The 16,201-nt window shown below is 38.5% G+C and carries 11 protein-coding genes and 1 tRNA gene; 9 read left to right on the forward strand and 3 right to left on the reverse strand.

Features of this window, described 5'->3' with window-relative positions:
• Positions 1–58: 58 nt before the first annotated feature.
• Positions 59–2,389 carry a M56 family metallopeptidase gene (locus tag P176_RS20035; RefSeq protein ID WP_197022163.1) on the reverse strand — a complete coding sequence of 777 codons (2,331 nt, stop codon included), beginning with the start codon at positions 2,387–2,389 and terminating at the stop codon, positions 59–61.
• A gap of 2 nt (positions 2,390–2,391) precedes the next feature.
• Positions 2,392–2,757 carry a BlaI/MecI/CopY family transcriptional regulator gene (locus P176_RS0111280; RefSeq protein WP_026754811.1) on the reverse strand — a complete coding sequence of 122 codons (366 nt, stop codon included), beginning with the start codon at positions 2,755–2,757 and terminating at the stop codon, positions 2,392–2,394.
• A 122-nt stretch (positions 2,758–2,879) separates the two neighbouring features.
• Here P176_RS0111280 and P176_RS20040 point away from each other — a divergent pair, with 122 nt between their 5' ends.
• Entirely contained in the window at positions 2,880–4,253 is a 1,374-nt protein-coding gene (locus P176_RS20040; protein ID WP_026754812.1) for a M28 family peptidase, read from the forward strand.
• Between the two features lie 38 nt (positions 4,254–4,291).
• On the opposite strand, the gene P176_RS0111290 is transcribed toward P176_RS20040, so the two are convergent.
• A complete protein-coding gene (locus P176_RS0111290) occupies positions 4,292–5,680 on the reverse strand; it encodes a dipeptidase (protein WP_026754813.1) in 1,389 nt (462 codons plus the stop codon).
• 193 nt (positions 5,681–5,873) lie between these two features.
• Here P176_RS0111290 and P176_RS0111295 point away from each other — a divergent pair.
• The 8 genes from P176_RS0111295 (at position 5,874) to P176_RS0111330 (ending at position 15,963) form a co-directional block, all read left to right on the forward strand.
• Positions 5,874–5,955, forward strand: a tRNA-Leu gene (locus P176_RS0111295).
• A gap of 381 nt (positions 5,956–6,336) precedes the next feature.
• Entirely contained in the window at positions 6,337–8,124 is a 1,788-nt protein-coding gene (locus tag P176_RS0111300) for a ParB/RepB/Spo0J family partition protein (protein ID WP_026754814.1), read from the forward strand.
• 262 nt (positions 8,125–8,386) lie between these two features.
• Positions 8,387–9,223: a DUF932 domain-containing protein gene (locus tag P176_RS0111305; RefSeq protein ID WP_026754815.1), complete on the forward strand. Its 837-nt coding sequence runs from the start codon at positions 8,387–8,389 to the stop codon at positions 9,221–9,223.
• A gap of 203 nt (positions 9,224–9,426) precedes the next feature.
• Entirely contained in the window at positions 9,427–9,783 is a 357-nt protein-coding gene (locus P176_RS0111310) for a hypothetical protein (RefSeq protein ID WP_231481238.1), read from the forward strand.
• Between the two features lie 73 nt (positions 9,784–9,856).
• On the forward strand, positions 9,857–11,041 hold the full coding sequence (locus P176_RS0111315) for a TolC family protein (protein ID WP_026754817.1): 1,185 nt from the start codon (positions 9,857–9,859) through the stop codon (positions 11,039–11,041).
• Positions 11,042–11,059: 18 nt separating this feature from the next.
• Complete coding sequence (locus P176_RS20570; RefSeq protein WP_026754818.1) at positions 11,060–11,347, forward strand: hypothetical protein; 288 nt, start codon at positions 11,060–11,062, stop codon at positions 11,345–11,347.
• A gap of 20 nt (positions 11,348–11,367) precedes the next feature.
• Entirely contained in the window at positions 11,368–12,867 is a 1,500-nt protein-coding gene (locus P176_RS0111325; protein ID WP_026754819.1) for an efflux RND transporter periplasmic adaptor subunit, read from the forward strand.
• 12 nt (positions 12,868–12,879) lie between these two features.
• Complete coding sequence (locus P176_RS0111330) at positions 12,880–15,963, forward strand: efflux RND transporter permease subunit (RefSeq protein WP_026754820.1); 3,084 nt, start codon at positions 12,880–12,882, stop codon at positions 15,961–15,963.
• Positions 15,964–16,201 lie beyond the last annotated feature (238 nt).

Below are 16,201 nucleotides of genomic sequence, written 5' to 3' on the forward strand. Positions count from 1 at the left end.
ACAGGAGTGCCAATTTTAATTATTGAATAATTAGTATTAGCATTTGAACTATGCCAAATTATTTTTTCGGCAATTTTATAATAACAGAATTGCTTTTTGAAGAAGTCTCCACATCAGCATCGCGATGCTGCTTTACGTATTTTAGTGCATCTTTAAACGAGATGTTTTGATCTCCTAAATAGAATTTAGCCCCATGACGATTCATGACTTTAAAATGGTTGATGATGTTATCTGCCGTAGGCTTAGGGAGCTCGTCTGATAATTCATTTTTACTTGGGTTTGTTAATCGCGTTATAAAAACACGTGGGACATCTCCTTCAGGTGTTTTTGTAAAGATATTGAGGTCTTCATTCGATTTTAATAGGCTTATGGCTTTATCCGATGAGACGGATTTACCTTCATAAAAGAATTTTGCATTTTTTTTCGCCATATTGACGATATGGTCTAATGGCCTAATTGGTTTGGGCGGCATTAAAGGCTGAGGAGGGAAAGGAATATCAACTATCGTTTTTTCCATTTCGGGCCTATGATCTTTAAATTCAGCGACAATTGTTCCGTTTTGATACACTTTAGTGATGTAGTGATCAGGTACAACATCGGAAGCATTTACCTGAGTTTTGCTTACAGCAACCCCATTCAAATTGACTTTATAACCTTTACGGTTGTAATATGAGGTATTATCGATAATGGTTACAAAATAATGTGGGATGCCTTTTATTTTTATAAACCCAGTTTTAAAGTCCCCTTTTTGATAGGTCGGCGCTACTTCCGCAATACTGGTGGTGTTATTATTAATAACGTTGGAAAAACCATTTGGTCCTCCTTTTTCTTTTTTAGGAGTACTTGGTGGCGGTGGTGGGGGTGGAATAATAGTTCCTTTTTCATCGGTGATATAGCCATTGCTATTGTAGTAGGTTTTCTTTCCATTGTAAATGATGAAATAATGCGTTTCTCCGTTTTCTAGTAGTTCGTATCCAGATTCAACACCATCTGGTGTTTCTTCTATAATTTCATTTAGAGTCTTCTTTTTACCTTGGTTGTATTGTGGGATGCTAGATGGCGGTGGCGGTGGCGATGGAAAATTGGGTAAAGGTTCTGCATTTGCCTTTTGCTGATCAGACATAAGGTCATAAAGCATTTTTATGCGCTTCATATCTTTTAATTTAATGATGCGCTTATCATCGGGTTGATTATTATAATGCTTAGCTAGTTTGTTGTATTCTGCAACTTGCTCTGCTGTGGCTTTTTCTTGTACAATATTGAGAACTTGATTGGATTTTAAGTAATAATCCGTTTGACGGAACTCAGCATTTAGACGTTCTAAAAATTCTGCAGAACAACTTGCAATGCGTACTGAAGGAACAACCGAATCAAAATCTAAATCATCCCAGTCTTTAGTCACCGCGTTTAAGTCATGCGTAAAATTCTCAATGTGAGAGGTTTTTCCGTTAATGGTAACAGCATTGATTTGCGCCATAATGACGATTTGCTTAGAAATCTCCGTTGACGCACTATCGTCTGCTTTAAACTCTTCTTTTTTCTCGCTAAAACCATATAAAAGCATGGCGCATAGTGGCAAAAGCCAGAGGCTTCTGTACCAGAATTTTTGTGTGGAGGTTTTTGTGTTCATAACTGTAAATCGTTTTTTGATTGATGAATAATTAATGGCATTTGCCAATTCTTGATGTGATGCCTTTGATGAGAAGGCCAATAAAATAGTTTGATATTCCGAAGGAGGTATGCCCTGACTTAAAACCGAACGATCTGCCAAAAACTCGTGATTGAGTTTGATGTCACGTTTCAGTAGATAGATAAGCGGATGAAACCAAAGTACTATATGCAGTACTTCTAAAATAAGCACATCGATGCTGTGCTTTTGCTTGGCATGTGCCTGTTCGTGCCAGAAGACTTCTTTAGGGATCTTGTGAGCCTGATATTTGGTCTTGTTGAGAAAAATGTAATTAAAAAAAGTATGCGGACTCTTTAATTTATGCACCAACACATGTATAAAGCCATCTGTTTTATGATGGGGATTGCTTTTTGCCCGAGAGGTAATCGTGTAGAGATTAAACACAAATTTTAAAAGGAACACGAGAGCACCAAGCCCGTAAATAGTCCATAACACAAATGGTGTATAATCTATAGGTGTTTCTTCTGGAATCTCGGCAACACTATCGAATATGAGCTCTGGAGTAAGAGGCATATACCCTGTAGTTACTGGTGCAACATAGGTTACAAAGGTGATGGAAGGGATGATGAAAGCTATGGCAATGGACGCTAGTAAATAAAAACGTTTAAACGTATGTGCACTGGTCTTCTCTAGCGCAGCTTTATAGAAGAGCATCAATAGGGCCAAACAAGCTGATGATTTTAGGATATAGATGAGCATGATCATTTCTTTTTAATTTCGGTATCGATCAGGGTTTTTAAATCTTCAAGTTCTTCCTTGCTTAGGTCTGTTTCCGTAGTAAAAAAGGAGGCAAATTGAGAAGCACTATCGTTAAAGAAGTTTTTAATGAGCCCATTTACGTGTTTTGAGAAGTAATCTTTCTTTCTAACTAAGGGATAATATTCCCGAGACTTTCCGAAGAGTTTATAATCAACAAAACCTTTGTCAATCATGCGCTTTAGTAAGGTGGCAACTGTGGTAGTAGCGGGTTTAGGATCTGGATAAGCTTCAAGAAGATCTTTCATAAAAGCCTTATCACGTTTCCATAGATATTGCATCAATTGTTCTTCGGTTTTTGATAATTGCATTGCTCTACATGTTTAGAATTAACTCTACAAATGTAGAATAAAATTCCGGATTTGCAAATTTGTTCAAAAATATTTGTGTTTCAAATGCCGTATCTTTGCTTTTTAATTAGTGCATTTTATTTATGAAATTAAAGGTTTTAATAGCGGGTCTTTGCGCTGTATTTGTCGTGTCTACATCAACCGCTCAAAATATCCAAGAGCTCATCAACGCCGTTAGTTTAGAGGAGTTAACGCTTACTTTAAATGAATTTTCTGGTGAGATTCCCACCACAGTTAACGGCAATACGGTGACCATCATTAACAGGCAACAGGCTAACAATGATATAGCTGCAGATTATCTTGTAGAACGTTTTGAAAGCCTAGATAATTTAACGATTATAGATCAATCATTTAACACTAATGGCCGAAATATTGTAGCCATTCAAGAGGGAAAAACCAATCCTGATAATATTTACATGGTATGCGCGCATTATGACAGTGTCGCAAATTTTTGTGCCGATGATAATGCCACTGGTACTGCTGCCGTTTTAGAAATGGCGAGAATCCTGTCTACTCAATGCTTAGAGAATACTATCGTTTATGCGCTTTGGGATGAAGAGGAAATAGGATTATTGGGCTCTCAGTTTTATGCCAACCAAGCTGCTGCAAATGGTGACAATATCTTAGGGGTCTTAAATATGGATATGATGGGTTACGATGGTGATAATCCTGGCGATTTTGGCGATAATGAGTTTGATATTGATTACAGAAATATTGCTGGTTCACCGGCAATGAAAGATGATATTATCTCGGTTTTGGACACTTATGATTTTAATTTAAGTGTGATAGAAGTTAACCCTGGAACTTTTGCGAGTGATCATTCTAGTTTTTGGGCCCAAGGTTATTCTGCTGTTTTGTTGGGCGAGTCCTGGGAAACAGATGATGAAACCCCCTTTTATCACAGTTCTAATGATCGAGTCGCAACTTTAGACTTGCCCTATTATCATGAATTGGTAAAATTGGTAACGGGCTATATCACAACAAAAGCTACTTTACTTCCTATAGACAATACCGTTACACAAACCGAAACAACGTTGACGGCCAATCAAGGTTCTGCCTCCTATCAATGGATCAATGCTGAACTTAATCTGCCAATTTCAGGAGCGACCAATCAAACCTTGATGCCAACTGAAAACGGAACCTACACTGTTGAAATTACTTTAAATGGTTGTACCGAAACAAGTCAGCCTAAAGTCGTAGATGACTTAAACCTAGAACAATTTTCTTCGGAAGAATTGAGTGTATACCCAAATCCTGCTCATAACTTCATTAGCATTGCAATCCCTTCGGAAATGGAGATGGACGTAAAAATATACGATGTTTCCGGAAAGCTTCAAAAAGAGCATCACATTGCAGGCTCAACAACATTAAATATTGAAAAATTACCGACAGGTGTATATTTTCTGAGTCTGCGTTCCAAAGAAAAAGCAGGTATTTTTAAGATTGTTAAGTCTTAAATAAAGTACCTGCTCTTGAATCTCTTTAAAAGTATTTTCTATTTACTTAGCGCTGTAAAATGCTTATAGAACAACGGAATGGTTTCAATGCCTTTGAAATAATTCCAGAGTCCGAAATGTTCATTTGGAGAGTGTATGGCATCACTGTCTAAGCCAAAGCCCATCAAAATAGTTTTACTTTTTAACTCGTCTTCAAATAGAGACACAATAGGAATGCTGCCACCACTTCGTTGTGGGATGGGTGTTTTTCCAAAGCTCTCTTCGTATGCAGCCGAGGCCGCTTTATAACCAATACTATCGGTTGGTGTCACGTAGCCTTGACCACCGTGATGCGGGTTTACCTTTACCGTAACTCCGGCAGGAGCAATACTTTCAAAATGCGTTTTAAAAAGCTCGGTAATGTCTCTCCAGTCTTGGTTTGGCACTAAACGCATCGATATTTTAGCATAGGCTTTGCTTGCAATAACGGTTTTGGCACCTTCACCAATGTATCCGCCCCAAATACCATTAACATCTAAGGTAGGTCTAATAGAATTACGCTCATTAGTAGTATAGCCTTGTTCTCCATAAACAGCATCTATATCTAGCGCCTTAGTGTAAGCTTGGAGATTAAAAGGTGCTTTTGCCATTTCTGCGCGGTCATCTAAAGACAATTCCTCTACGTTATCATAAAAACCTGGAATGGTAATATGGTTGTTCTCATCGTGTAAAGAGGCAATCATTTTGGTTAGTATGTTGATGGGATTTGCTACAGCACCACCATATAATCCAGAATGTAAATCGCGGTTTGGACCGGTAACTTCAACTTCTACATAACTTAAGCCACGAAGTCCCGTAGTTATAGAAGGGATATCTTTGGCAATCATACCTGTATCTGAAATAAGGATCACGTCATTTTTAAGTTTCTCTCGATTCTCTTTAACAAAGGTAGAAAGGTTAACACTACCAACTTCTTCTTCGCCCTCAATCATAAATTTGACATTACAAGGCAATTGATTGGTTTTGGTCATCAGCTCCATGGCCTTAACGTGCATGTACATTTGCCCCTTATCATCGCAGGCACCTCGTGCAAAAATAGCGCCCTCTGGATGGATGGATGTTTTTTTAATCACGGGTTCAAACGGAGGAGAATGCCATAAGGATATAGGGTCTGCAGGTTGCACATCATAGTGGCCATAGACCAACACTGTAGGTAGGTTGTCATCAATAATTTTCTCGCCATATACCACGGGAAAACCTTTGGTTTGGCAAATTTCAACATGGTCACAGCCCGCTTTTATGAGGCTCTCTTTAATGACATCAGCAGTTTTAATGACGTTATCCTTAAACGCGGGATCTGCACTTACAGATGGTATTTTGAGAAGTTCTATGAGTTCGCTTAAAAAGCGGTCTTTATGTTCGTTAATGTAAAATTCTATATTCTTCATAATTGCTTATTATTGTATGCTTTCAAAATTACAAAAAGAAGAATGATTTTTTTGCAAACAAAGTTATTTGAATATTCAAACTAATGTTTATATTTGCATCCCGATTATTCGGGCGACTAAGCGGGCGTGGTGGAATTGGTAGACACGCTAGACTTAGGACATAGCGAAATATAAAGTGTTAAAATATTAAAATGCGGGCGTGGTGGAATTGGTAGACACGTCAGACTTAGGATCTGATGCCGCGAGGTGTGGGAGTTCGAGTCTCCCCGCCCGTACAAAAGCCGAAGAGAAATCTTCGGCTTTTTCCATTTAATAAACTCTCGAAAAAAAGGTCGGGTACAACATAGGTACAACATTTTGCTAATTTCAGGGCAACATTTGTATTAATGTCAAATGTTTCAATTTGTTATTAAACCCTATTAATTTTCTAGTAAAATAATAAATTCTGCTAATTAGCAACCTTATTCCTTCGTAAGGGGAGTTTATTATCATACAATATGACCGCAATTTAAACTCGTAAAATACTTCCATCAAAAGACTACGGCATAAAGCCATTTCTTCAGCCAGCGCTTATTTATTCCGTTTCCTTTTGAGCCAAGATTTTATCTTCCGTTTGGTTCCTGCTCAAATATTGTTTAATCTAAAATTTGAGTATTATGACAACAAAAGCGAGTACCACAAAGAAGCGCAGTAGAGCGAAATCTATTGTCAAAAAAGAAGTGAATGGAATGGAAGCATCCGCACTTCAAATTCAGAACCTGGCTATAGGCAAAATAAAGCCCGACCCAGAACAACCAAGAAAAACTTTTAGCGAGGATGCATTACAGCAGCTTGCAGAGAGTATCGATAAGCACGGTGTATTACAACCGATTACGGTAAGGCAACTAAATGAACATTATGTCATCGTGATGGGCGAACGTCGGTATCGTGCAAGTATGCTGGCAGGGAAAAATACCATACCCTGTATTGTGAGGACTTATAAGAACATTGATGTTCTGGAGGTACAAATCATCGAAAATCTGCAAAGACAGGATGTTGAGCCTACCGAAGAAGCCGAGGCGATTGCCTATCTAAGAGAAAAATATGCGCCTACTGAAATTGCCAAACGATTGGGCAGAACGGATAACTTTATCAGACAACGCTTAAAGCTCGCAGGTTTGATAGAAGGCTTTAAACACTTTGTCCGCAATGGCGAAATGACCATTTCCTTGGGTGTAGGTGTCGCGCTCTTTGTACCTGAAGAACAGCAGATGATGTTGGAAACGATGGGCAAGGATTTCAATGCGCACCAGATAAACAGGATGATTAAAGACCAGACCTATGATTTGGAAAAAGTATCCTTTGATGTAACCGACAAAAAATTAGTGCCGAAAGCAGGGTCTTGTGTCGAATGTCCGTTCAACGCAGCCAATCAAGGGAATCTATTTGGGGATGGAAAGATGGTCTGTACAAAATCATCTTGTTACGAATCCAAGAAAAACAAATCGTTCTTAAACCTGATTGAAAAATCAAAGAAAGAAAATGTACTGTTGATTCCTGAAATACGAAAGTATTGGGCAGATGATGAACGTAATCAGCTGGTCATTTCACAGCTAGAGAAAAATGGTTTGAAGGTCTATTTGCTAGACGATGTTGAAATCATTGAAAAACCGATTCAGCCCACATTGGAAGCCGTAAAAGAAGAATATCAGAATTACGACTACAATGAAGACGAGCTAAAAGAAGAATTTGACGAGGCTACCAAGACCTATAACGAGGAATTGGAAAAGTACAATTCGGCTACAGCGAATGGATTTAGAAATGGCATCGTTTTTCATCCTGAATCATACATACACAAAGAAGTGTATTTGAAAGTACTCGAAAAATCTGAAGATGAAAGCGAAGTGTGTTCCGTACCATTATCGAACAGAAAAATGGATGATTGTACACCAGATGAACAAATCATCAAAATTAACGAAAGGGAAATCCGGAAGAAGCAAATCGAGAACAACAGACTGTTTGAAGAAGTTGTCGGAATGATTCGAGAGACAAAGTACATCGAGACCAAAAAAACGCTTTCGGTGGACGAAATGGTCGCCTTTTCAATTTCGCTCTACGAAAACAATGTGGACTACTGTAGTCAACAAAAGCACTTTACAGGATTATTGGGCAATACGTCAAAGATGTCCAAAGTTGAAATCGTCGAAAATTTCAAGAAAAAGTTCAAGAAAGAAATCTTTCATAAGCTTATACGGTATATGCTCACAAAACAAGTACATTTTGGAGAAAGTAATCATATCAACAACTTAACGAATGTATCATTCTACAATGCCATACAAGGATATCATAAAACCAAGATTACCGATATCGAAAGGGAATATGTCGAAAAAAGAGATACCCGTGAAGAACGTTTGAAAGAGCGAATAGCAATTCTTGAAAAAGAAATTCAGGAATTGACAGCGTAGCTTTTGTTGTCGGAAGGAAGGGTCAGCATTCGTGCTGGCTCTTCTTTTTTATTTAGATAATTTTTATTTGAAAATGAGGAGCCAAATAGAAAAAATAATCAATCAATAGTAGCGCAAAGGTAAACTCGTAAAATACACCCATCAAAAGGAAACGGCATAAAGCCGTTCGCCCACTCACTATTTATTCCGTTTCCTTTTGAGCCGAGATTTTATCTTCCGTTTGGGTTTAGCTTAAATATTGTTTAATCTAAATTCAAATATTATGTATTTACAAAATTTACAACAAGATGAAATCTTCGTTTCCAATGAAATGAAGTCTTTGAGAAGTATAACTCAAATGGAATCCAGAAGAGGGCTTGAAAACGCCATAATTTCCAATGGTAAAATTGTCAACGTAGTCTCGAACAGCTATGGCCATATTCCAAATCAACTGTTTTTCAAAAAAGCCGAGGAAATGTTGACCGATGCACAACTGAACTTTCATAAGCGAACTATCAACAAGAATGACAGGTCGTTTATTACTGACTTTATCATCGACGACAAAAGCCAGTTTACCGTGAAGAACGTTAAAGATTTGATACTACCAATGCTTCGGTTTAAAAACTCGTATGACGGTAGCGAAAAAACTTCTGGGCACTTCGGGTTCTATAGAGAAGTGTGTTCTAATGGTCTGCACGTTTCTCAGGCAGAAATAGAGTTTTCCATCAAGCACAGTAAGAACAATACACACTTGATTATGCCAAGGTTGAACAATCTCTTCGATAAATTTTTGGACAATGAATTCTATACCATTATCAAGAAATTCGACAAGATGAAGGAATTTAAAATCATCGATACACAGGAATTTGTAAAGGCGATTCTTGACAAAACGAAACTGTTCCGGTATGAATGTAGCGACAAAAACAGCGACCCGTCGAAAAAATCTCGTGAGGTCATAGAAATCTTGAACTATGAAGCCTTGTTGCTCAATGAAAAACCAAATCTGTGGTTAGGTTACAATGCGTTTAATTCAGTACTTCATAATGTCTTAAAGAAAAGCTTTGGCCAACAAGAACGGTTGGATAAGAAATTGTTCGATGAAGTCTATGCAATGGCATAAACATAAACAAAGGTTTGTCTAGTACCTCAAACTGGATTTTTTCTTGTTACAAAAAGACACTTAATTAGAGTTAGTTGAGTTCCAATTTTCCCAGACAAGAAATATTGCTATCTTTGTAATTAATGCAAAAACCAAATAAAATAGCGGCATTTTTCTGTTTAGGCTTGTTTAGCCTAATGATGCTGCATCAGGTTTTTCCACATTTGCACCATCAGCACGAGGACGCTCATTCCCATTCAGATATTGCCCATAATGGCGAACATCATCATCACGATGATGATTCCCACGAAGAAGAATCTCCTTACGGATTTTTTGGATTCGTTATGGATATGCATATCCATTCTACTGTATCCAGCGATATAGTATTACTTAATAGGAATACGGTAGAGCAGCAGACCAATGTTGATAAGGATATAGTAAAAAGTTCTTTTGAAACTCAAAAAACCTTTTTGATTGACTACAGGCAAAATAGTAAACCGCCTGTCTATCATCCACCCAATACATATTTTAATCCCTACCTCTCTTCCCTCGACTCACGAGGCCCACCATCTTTAGGTTAATCGTTTAGGACTATGGTATCGCTACGGTACTGTTTCCTTATATAAATTCAGATTAAACCTAAAATTTCAAACAATGAATAAATACATCGTGTCCGTAATTTGCGGATGCCTGTTCTTTGTTAATGGTTTCTCGCAGGATAAAAACATTGGGGAACTGCTTAACGAAATAGAACAGAACAACACAGAGTTAAAAAGCTATCAATCATTTATTGAAAGCCAACAACTCGAAAACAGGAGCAACAACAATTTGCCCGACCCACAGCTTTCTGGTTTTTATTTGCCATTTGGCGATAATGCAACTGGAGATTATACCGAATATCAACTATCCCAATCTTTTGAATTCCCAACGGTATATGCTGCACGTGGCAAATGGAACGAATCTAAATCGCAACAGTTAGCGGCAGCCTACGCTAACAAGAGGCTGGAAGTCTTATTAAAAGCAAAGAACACGCTTTTAGAACTTGCTTTCTTGCAAAAGCGAAAAGCTATTGAAACGGAAAGAAAAACCCAGAGCAAACAGGTTTTTGACCAAATCCAAAAACTTTTTGATGCAGAACAAGTTGGGATTTTAGATTTGAATAAAGCAAAAATTGCTTGGATTCAAGAGCAGTTTGTCGTGGAACAGATTGAAAGCGAAATCCAAATTTTGCTATCCAAACTTAAAACGTTGAATGGAGGCAATGTAATTGATGGTGTTACATCAGGAATTGCATTACCTATCGCAGTCGGTACGGTAGAAAGCCTCTGGCTGGGAAAATTAGCAAAAGACCCTTTGCTACAAGAGTTAAAGGCCAATGAGACATCTTCACTTCAAAAAGTGACTTTAGAAAAGAACAAAGTGCTACCAAATCTCGCACTTGGTTATAATTATCAAGGCGTTAGCGGTAGTAATTATTCTGGTTTTTATGGCGGTGTTTCAATTCCACTTTGGAGTAGCAAGAACAAAGTAAAAGCTGCCGAAGCAAATTATGAGTATCAACAGTCCAACACGCAGGTAGTTACCACTTCGCTTTATACACAATTTCAAGAAACCTATAATCGATACGAATTGATGCTCGAAAAATTTAATGAGTATCAAACCACTATGAGCAATTTAAATAGCGAGCAACTGCTATTTAAGGCTTATATGTTGGGCGAGTATTCGTTTATGGATTATTACGTGGAGCTTCAGTTTTATCGGAATGCATCAGATAAAATGCTGCAAATGGAAAAGGAACTGCAACTGCTTCAAGCACAATTATTAAAACATCAGTTATAAATTTTCAAACATACAATTATGAAATTTTCAAAATCAATATTCGCAATAGCAATCGCATCAACATTTTTAGTAACCTCTTGTCGAGAAACAAAAACCGAAAGTACTGACGACCACGGTCACGAACATAATGAGGATGGTAGTCATACGGAAGAAACCATAGAGCAAGAAGAGTTTAAAGTAGGAAAAGATTCTATGGAAACAAAGACAGAGGAACACGGACACGACCACGATTCAGAAGGGAATCATACAGATGATGATTCAAAAACTCACAAACACGATGATGGCGCTGAACACCACGACCACTAAAAGCAAATAGATATAACGATATGAAATATATACTCATAGTGCTTGCCTTTTTGGCAATGTCTTGTAACAAGGCAGAAGACGCACACGCACACAATCCCGATGGTAGCCACGAAGGAGAAGAAATTCCACGCTTGGACCACACCATTTGGACAGACAACACAGAATTATTCGTAGAATTTCCAGCCTTAATCGTTGGAAATCCAAGCAGATTTGCAGCCCACTTTACTGTGTTGGACAAGCATCAGCCTGTTCGTGAAGGTTCGGTTACGGTTAGTTTGATTAAAGGCGATAATGGTATTCGCAATACTGCCGAAGCACCTTCATCACCAGGCATATTTTCGCCTACCATTCAACCGAAAGAAGCGGGTAGTTACCAACTTGTTTTTGAATTGAAAACGCCAGACTATTCAGATAAAATAACGATTGATGATGTTACGGTTTATGCTAATGCAGATGAAGCCATAAAAGCTTTGGGTGCAGCCGAAGATGATGGGAGCATTTCGTTTTTGAAAGAACAAGCTTGGAAAATCGATTTTCAAACCGCACCTGTGGTTTCAGGTAAAATTTACGATGTCATCAACACCTCTGGTGTTTGGATGCCCTCGCCCGGTTCTGTAAAGTCCTTGGCAGCAAAATCCAATGGGGTGGTAGATTTTAAAGTAAGTAATCTCACGGAAGGCACAGCAGTAAAAAAAGGTCAGCTCTTAATGAGTTTGAATAGCCAAGGTTTGGCATCCAATAATTTGAGTACGGATATCGCTTCCGCGAAAGCGAAATACCAACAGACCAAATCTGAATATGACCGAAAGAAAGAGCTATACGAATCCAAAATAGTCCCGAAATCTGAATTTGAAAAAGTAGAAAGCAGTTTTGAGATAGCCAAAGCCAACTATCAATCATTGGTATCTGGTGTTTCGGGCGGAAGCAAACAAATCCGCGCCCCTTTTGATGGCTTTATCAAATCCATAACAGTTTCAAATGGCGATTACGTAGAACAAGGCGTTGCGCTTGTGACCGTTGGAACGCATCAATCCAGAGTTTTAAAAGCGCAGTTAGCACCCAACTACGGACTTACGATGGGTAATGTACAAGGTATATGGTATCAGGATAATGATAACCTTTGGAAAGACGCAACTGATGCCGAGGGCAAAATCCTTTCGATTGGAAAGGACGTGGAACGTGAAAACCCTTTGATTTCTGTTTTTGCAGAAGTCAATGCCACCGTCGGTATGCCAATAGGAAGTCTAACACCTGTTCAGATAGCGATGGGAAATGCCACCCAAAATACAATGATACCTGTAAATGCCTTATTGGAAGACTATGGAAGCTATTCCGTTATCGTTCAACTATCAGGCGAAAGTTTTGAAAGACGACCTGTTAAGATTGGAAAGCGCAATGGCGAAAATGTAGAGATACTGGAAGGTCTGCAAGTTGGCGAAGTGGTGGTAACTACAGGAGCATATCAAGTTAAAATGGCTTCAGTGTCGGGTTCAACACGTGCACACGGTCACGAACATTAAAAACGAAGAGAAATGTTAAACAAAATATTATCAATTTCACTTCAAAACAGATTGCTCATACTATTGGGAGCGGTTGCATTTAGTGTGTTGGGCGTGTATTATGCACGTACAATGAACGTCGATGTATTCCCAGACCTTACGGCACCAACGGTAACCATTCTTACCGAAGCACACGGAATGGAATCTGAAGAAGTAGAAAAATTAGTAACCTATCAACTGGAAACTGCAATGAACGGTTCGCCCAATGTGAGACGAATCCGTTCGTCATCGGCAGCAGGTGTTTCCATTGTTTGGGTAGAATTTGAGTGGGGAACCGATATTTATCGGGCACGACAAATTGTAAGTGAACGCATCCCGATGGTACGGGAAAATTTACCCGAAGGCATCGGTGCACCAACAATGGCACCTATTTCATCCATTATGGGCGAAATAATGTTATTGGGCGTAACGTCCGATAGTTTATCCCCTATGGAATTACGAACCTTATCAGATTGGACAATCAGACCACGCATTAAAGCGATTGGTGGTATCGCAAATGTGGTGGTTATCGGTGGCGATTATAAGCAATACCAAGTATTTGCCAATCCTGAAAAGATGAAGTATTACGATGTGAGCCTTTCTGAATTGGTAGAACACGTAAAGGAGGCAAACAAAAATGCCCCTGGTGGTGTGATAAACCAATATGGAAATCAATACATCATAAAGGGAAGCGGTAGAGCCTATGCATTGGAAGATTTACAAGAAGCTGTCCTAAAACAAGTGAATGGTCAAACTATTAAAATAAAAGATGTGGCAACGGTTCAAATAGGCGCTGCCGATAAAATTGGCGATGGTTCATTAAATGCAAAACCTGCGGTTATTTTAACCATTTCAAAACAACCCGATGTGAACACATTGGAGTTGACTGACCGATTGGATGAAGCGATTGCGGACTTGGAAACAACCTTGCCAAAAGGTGTCAACATCAAAAGTCAAATCTTTAGACAGTCCGATTTTATTGATGCTTCCATCAGTAATTTGAATCAAACTTTGTTAGAAGGTGCATTTTTTGTAATGATTATCCTGTTCATCTTTTTAATGAATTGGAGAACAACCTTAATTTCCTTGTTGGCGATTCCTATTTCATTGTTGGTGTCCATCATCATTTTAAAATGGTTGGGCTATACGATAAACACAATGAGTTTGGGCGGTATGGCCATTGCCATTGGTGCATTGGTGGATGATGCCATTATTGATGTGGAAAACGTCTATAAACGCTTACGCGAAAATATTAGAAAACCAAAGGCAGAACGTCAATCTACGATTACGGTCGTGCGAGATGCTTCCGTAGAAATACGAAGCTCAATCATCATCGCAACCTTGATTATTATTGTGTCTTTTGTACCGTTATTCTTTTTAAGCGGAATGGAAGGACGTTTGTTGCAACCGCTGGGAATAGCATTTGTAACATCTGTTTTAACCTCATTAATTGTCGCTGTAACGGTAACACCAATTTTGTGTTCTTATTTATTGGATAATGAAAAACTACTCAATAAACAAGCAGAAGGTACTCGTGTGGAACGTTGGCTACAGAAACATTATGGCAACCTCTTGGTGCGTGCGACTAAAATACCCAAAACCATTATAGGCGTAACGGTCATTGCATTTGTATTAAGTCTCTTGGTTGTAACGCAATTGGGAAGAAGTTTCCTGCCAGAATTTAATGAAGGCTCTTTGGTCATTAGTGTGGTTGGTCCGCCCGGAATGTCTTTGCAAGAAAGCAATAAGACTGGAAAGTTGATAGAGACCCTATTACTGGATATGCCCGAAGTGGAAGTCGTAACCCGAAGACAAGGTCGTGCCGAACTGGACGAACACGCACAAGGCGTTAATGCTTCTGAAATTGATGTTCCTTTTGTCCTCGAAAACAAAACCAAAGAAGAATTTTTTGAAGAAGTCCGAAATAAATTGAGCATCGCACCTGGTGTCAATATTACCTTGGGACAACCAATCGCACACCGTATTGACCATATGCTTTCGGGTACGCGTGCCAATATTGCCATCAAGATTTTTGGGTCAGATTTACAGCGTCTTTTTGAAGTTGGAAAAAGTGTTGAGCAGAACATCAAGAATATTGAAGGATTGGCAGATGTTGCGGTTGACCAACAAATTGAAGTACCGCAAATACGCATCAAACCCAAACGCCAGATTCTTTCGGCTTATGGAATGACCGTTGGTAATTTAATGGAACAGGTGGACATTGCTTTTGCAGGCGAAGAAGCAGGCGAGATTTATGAAGGACAACAGTATTTTGATTTGGTGGTTCGTTATGAAAAACCGTTTCGGGATAATATTGAAAACATCACAAATACTTTAATCAGTTTGCCAAATGGTGGTCAGAGCACTTTGGGCGAATTGGCAACCGTGCAATCCGTGAGTAGTCCAAACACCATTAATCGTGAAGATGTGCAACGTAAAATTGTGGTCGCTGCCAATGTGCAAGGCAGAGACTTACGTGGTGCTGTAGAAGAAATCAAAGACGTGGTTTCAAGTAACGTGAATATGCCAGAAGGCTATCGTGTGCAATATGGCGGACAGTTTGAAAGTGAATCCAAAGCTTCACAATTGCTTATGATAACTGCAATTATTGCCATAGCAATCATTTTCCTTTTGCTGTATTATGAGTTCAAGGATATAAAATTGGCATTTGTCGTATTGATAAACCTGCCTTTGGCACTAATTGGTGGAATTTTGATTGTGTATTTCACATCGGGAATTATCAGTATTGCCGCAACCATAGGATTTATAAGTCTCTTTGGGATTGCTACTCGTAATGGTATTTTATTGGTATCACGATATGAAGATTTAAGAAAAGAAGGAATGCAAGGGTTTCAGTTGATAAAAACAGGAGCATTAGATAGATTGAATCCAATTTTAATGACAGCTTTTACAACAGGCTTGGCATTAATTCCATTAGCTTTAAAAGGTGGCGAACCGGGTAGTGAAATACAAAGCCCAATGGCGGTAGTTATATTAGGTGGTTTGTTATCTGCTACTATTTTGAATTTGGTAGTTATTCCTTGTGTTTATCAATTAGTTATGAAAAAAGAAAATTAGCAGATTGATTATTACTGCAAAACCTTCTTACTTTGGTAGGGAGGTTTTTTTATGTAATCATTTGCCAAATCCCATTCAGCACATTCCCCTACATTTCGAAATAAAAGAGGTAAATACTTCATTGGCAATATAAATCTTTAGAGTTAAGTCAGTTTGAATACCATTTCTAACGATAATTTCAAATATTTACCACTTTATTTACATAGTGGCAATAATTAGTTTTCAAATATTCGCCACT

The sequence above is a fragment of the Sediminibacter sp. Hel_I_10 genome, assembly GCF_000688335.1.
In the GTDB taxonomy this organism is placed as follows: Bacteria; Bacteroidota; Bacteroidia; order Flavobacteriales; family Flavobacteriaceae; genus Psychroserpens.

What these genes read in the sequence shown, in the direction of transcription:
- P176_RS20035 (WP_197022163.1), bottom strand. Translation starts at nt 2,389, where the DNA reads ATGCTCATCTATATCCTAAAATCATCAGCTTGTTTGGCCCTATTGATG.
- P176_RS0111280 (WP_026754811.1), bottom strand. Translation starts at nt 2,757, where the DNA reads ATGCAATTATCAAAAACCGAAGAACAATTGATGCAATATCTATGGAAA.
- P176_RS20040 (WP_026754812.1), top strand. Translation starts at nt 2,880, where the DNA reads ATGAAATTAAAGGTTTTAATAGCGGGTCTTTGCGCTGTATTTGTCGTG.
- P176_RS0111290 (WP_026754813.1), bottom strand. Translation starts at nt 5,680, where the DNA reads ATGAAGAATATAGAATTTTACATTAACGAACATAAAGACCGCTTTTTA.
- P176_RS0111300 (WP_026754814.1), top strand. Translation starts at nt 6,337, where the DNA reads ATGACAACAAAAGCGAGTACCACAAAGAAGCGCAGTAGAGCGAAATCT.
- P176_RS0111305 (WP_026754815.1), top strand. Translation starts at nt 8,387, where the DNA reads ATGTATTTACAAAATTTACAACAAGATGAAATCTTCGTTTCCAATGAA.
- P176_RS0111315 (WP_026754817.1), top strand. Translation starts at nt 9,857, where the DNA reads ATGAATAAATACATCGTGTCCGTAATTTGCGGATGCCTGTTCTTTGTT.
- P176_RS20570 (WP_026754818.1), top strand. Translation starts at nt 11,060, where the DNA reads ATGAAATTTTCAAAATCAATATTCGCAATAGCAATCGCATCAACATTT.
- P176_RS0111325 (WP_026754819.1), top strand. Translation starts at nt 11,368, where the DNA reads ATGAAATATATACTCATAGTGCTTGCCTTTTTGGCAATGTCTTGTAAC.
- P176_RS0111330 (WP_026754820.1), top strand. Translation starts at nt 12,880, where the DNA reads ATGTTAAACAAAATATTATCAATTTCACTTCAAAACAGATTGCTCATA.